Annotated in this window: 1 protein-coding gene; it reads left to right on the top strand. The window is 34.9% G+C overall.

Annotation, left to right across the window (positions count from 1 at the left end; genetic code table 11):
- Window positions 1–197 precede the first annotated feature (197 nt).
- On the top strand, window positions 198–1,658 hold the full coding sequence (locus QZ265_RS10785) for a DHA2 family efflux MFS transporter permease subunit (RefSeq protein ID WP_296406059.1): 1,461 nt from the start codon (window positions 198–200) through the stop codon (window positions 1,656–1,658).
- The last annotated feature ends 219 nt before the right edge of the window (window positions 1,659–1,877 follow it).

Raw genomic sequence — 1,877 nt, 5'->3', positions numbered from 1 at the left:
ATTATGAATGTTATGGAAAGTTGGTATTATAATATATTTCTGTTCGATTACTTATATTTATTTAATTTGATATAAATTTAAAATAGTTTAAATAGGACTGACTAACATTACCACTAAATAACCAACCACTACTTCATGATAATATAGACATTTTTACACTTCTCAATTCTATATAATCAAATTGCTTGGGTTGTATTATGTCTGAAAATCTCGGCAATGAAAGTATTGAAAAAGTTAAAGATCCTGCTGAGCCGGTTACGCTAAGCCAAAATATTGATTCAAAGCCTAAATTAACCTCCCTGCAAGCAAAGTATTTACCGTATGTATTGGCGGTGGCTTTGTTTATGCAGATCTTAGATGCCACTATTCTTAATACGGCCTTACCAGAAATGGCTTTGGCTTTAGGTGAGTCTCCGCTTAAGATGCAATGGGCTATTATAAGCTATGCTTTAACTTTGGCTATTTTTATACCCATAAGTGGCTTTATGGCTGATAAATATGGTACTCGAAAAGTATTTTTAAGTGCTATTGTCCTGTTTAGTATCGGCTCTATATTTTGTGCTATGTCTCCCAATCTAAATATTTTAGTAGCTTCAAGAATTCTACAAGGTATCGGTGGTGCATTGATGACGCCAGTTGCGCGTCTGATATTAGTTAAGTCCTATCCTCGCAATCAATTGTTAACAGTAATGAATTTTGCCGTAATTCCAGCTTTAATTGCACCTCTTGTAGGTCCTCTAGTTGGAGGATATCTTGTGCAATACGCAAGTTGGCATTGGATTTTTTTGATTAATTTACCTATGGGAGTTTTGGGATTAATTTTAGGATTCAAACTGGTACCAGATTTAAGAGAGATTACTGGCAAATTAGATTTGTTTGGATTTGGATTGTTTGCTTTAGCGGCAAGTTTATTAACACTAGCTGTAGAGTTATTGTCTGATGCCGGAGATGAGGTGTTAGGTGTTGCTCTAATAGTTATAGCATTATCTTTGTTGTATGGCTATGTGCGGCATGCAAGAAAAGCCTCTAATCCTATTTTTCCATTATCTTTATTTAAAGTGCATACCTTTAGTATAGGCATTACTGGTAACCTATTGACCCGTCTTGGCATAAGTGCAGTGCCTTATTTACTACCCTTATTACTTCAAGTTGCTTTTAAATATACGCCTTCTCAAGCTGGCTGGTTATTAACCCCTATCGCAGTGGGTGCTATGGGAATTAAGCCATGGGTTAGTAAGCTTATTCAGCAATTTAGTTATCGTAAAGTTCTGGTAATAAACACAACAATGCTTGGTATATTGATTATTTTACTGGCTAAATTAGATGCATCAATTCCATGGTATTACATTGCACCTCTTCTTGTAATTATGGGAGCTTGTAATTCCTTGCAATTTAGCGCCATGAATACTATTACAATCGGCGATCTTTCAGGATCTCAAACGAGCAGTGGTAATAGTTTAATGGCAGTGAACCAACAATTGGCTATTAGCTTTGGTATTGCCTTTGGCGCTGCTATATTGACTGTTTTTAGTGAAAGATTAGGTTTTGAAATAGTAAGTGCTTTCCATGCGACTTTTTATTTACTAGGTATTCTGACTATTATATCTGGCTTGTCATTTTTACGTTTGAGTCCTGAAGATGGTCGCGGTTTATATTAAACTCGATTGTTTATATACGGTTAAATAAATAAACCTATAATTACTTAAAAATTGACAGGATTTTAAGTGGCAATTCGATTGTATCTTGAACAACTTTAAAGGGTATAACCCTTAATTCTGCAGGTGTGTTCATCCTATTGCCGTTAACAGTATGGATTTCAGCAGCTATGCCTTTAAAGTTGCTATTAAAGTTACTATAAGTACTGACGTTATTTAAAG

Source organism: Psychrobacter sp., from assembly GCF_018260395.1.
Classification (GTDB): Bacteria; Pseudomonadota; Gammaproteobacteria; order Pseudomonadales; family Moraxellaceae; genus Psychrobacter.
The sequence above is the reverse complement of the archived record's forward strand: the minus strand, read 5'-3'. Positions and strand labels throughout refer to the sequence as shown.

Coding starts and splice junctions, on each gene's coding strand:
- QZ265_RS10785 (WP_296406059.1), top strand. CDS start 198: ATGTCTGAAAATCTCGGCAATGAAAGTATTGAAAAAGTTAAAGATCCT.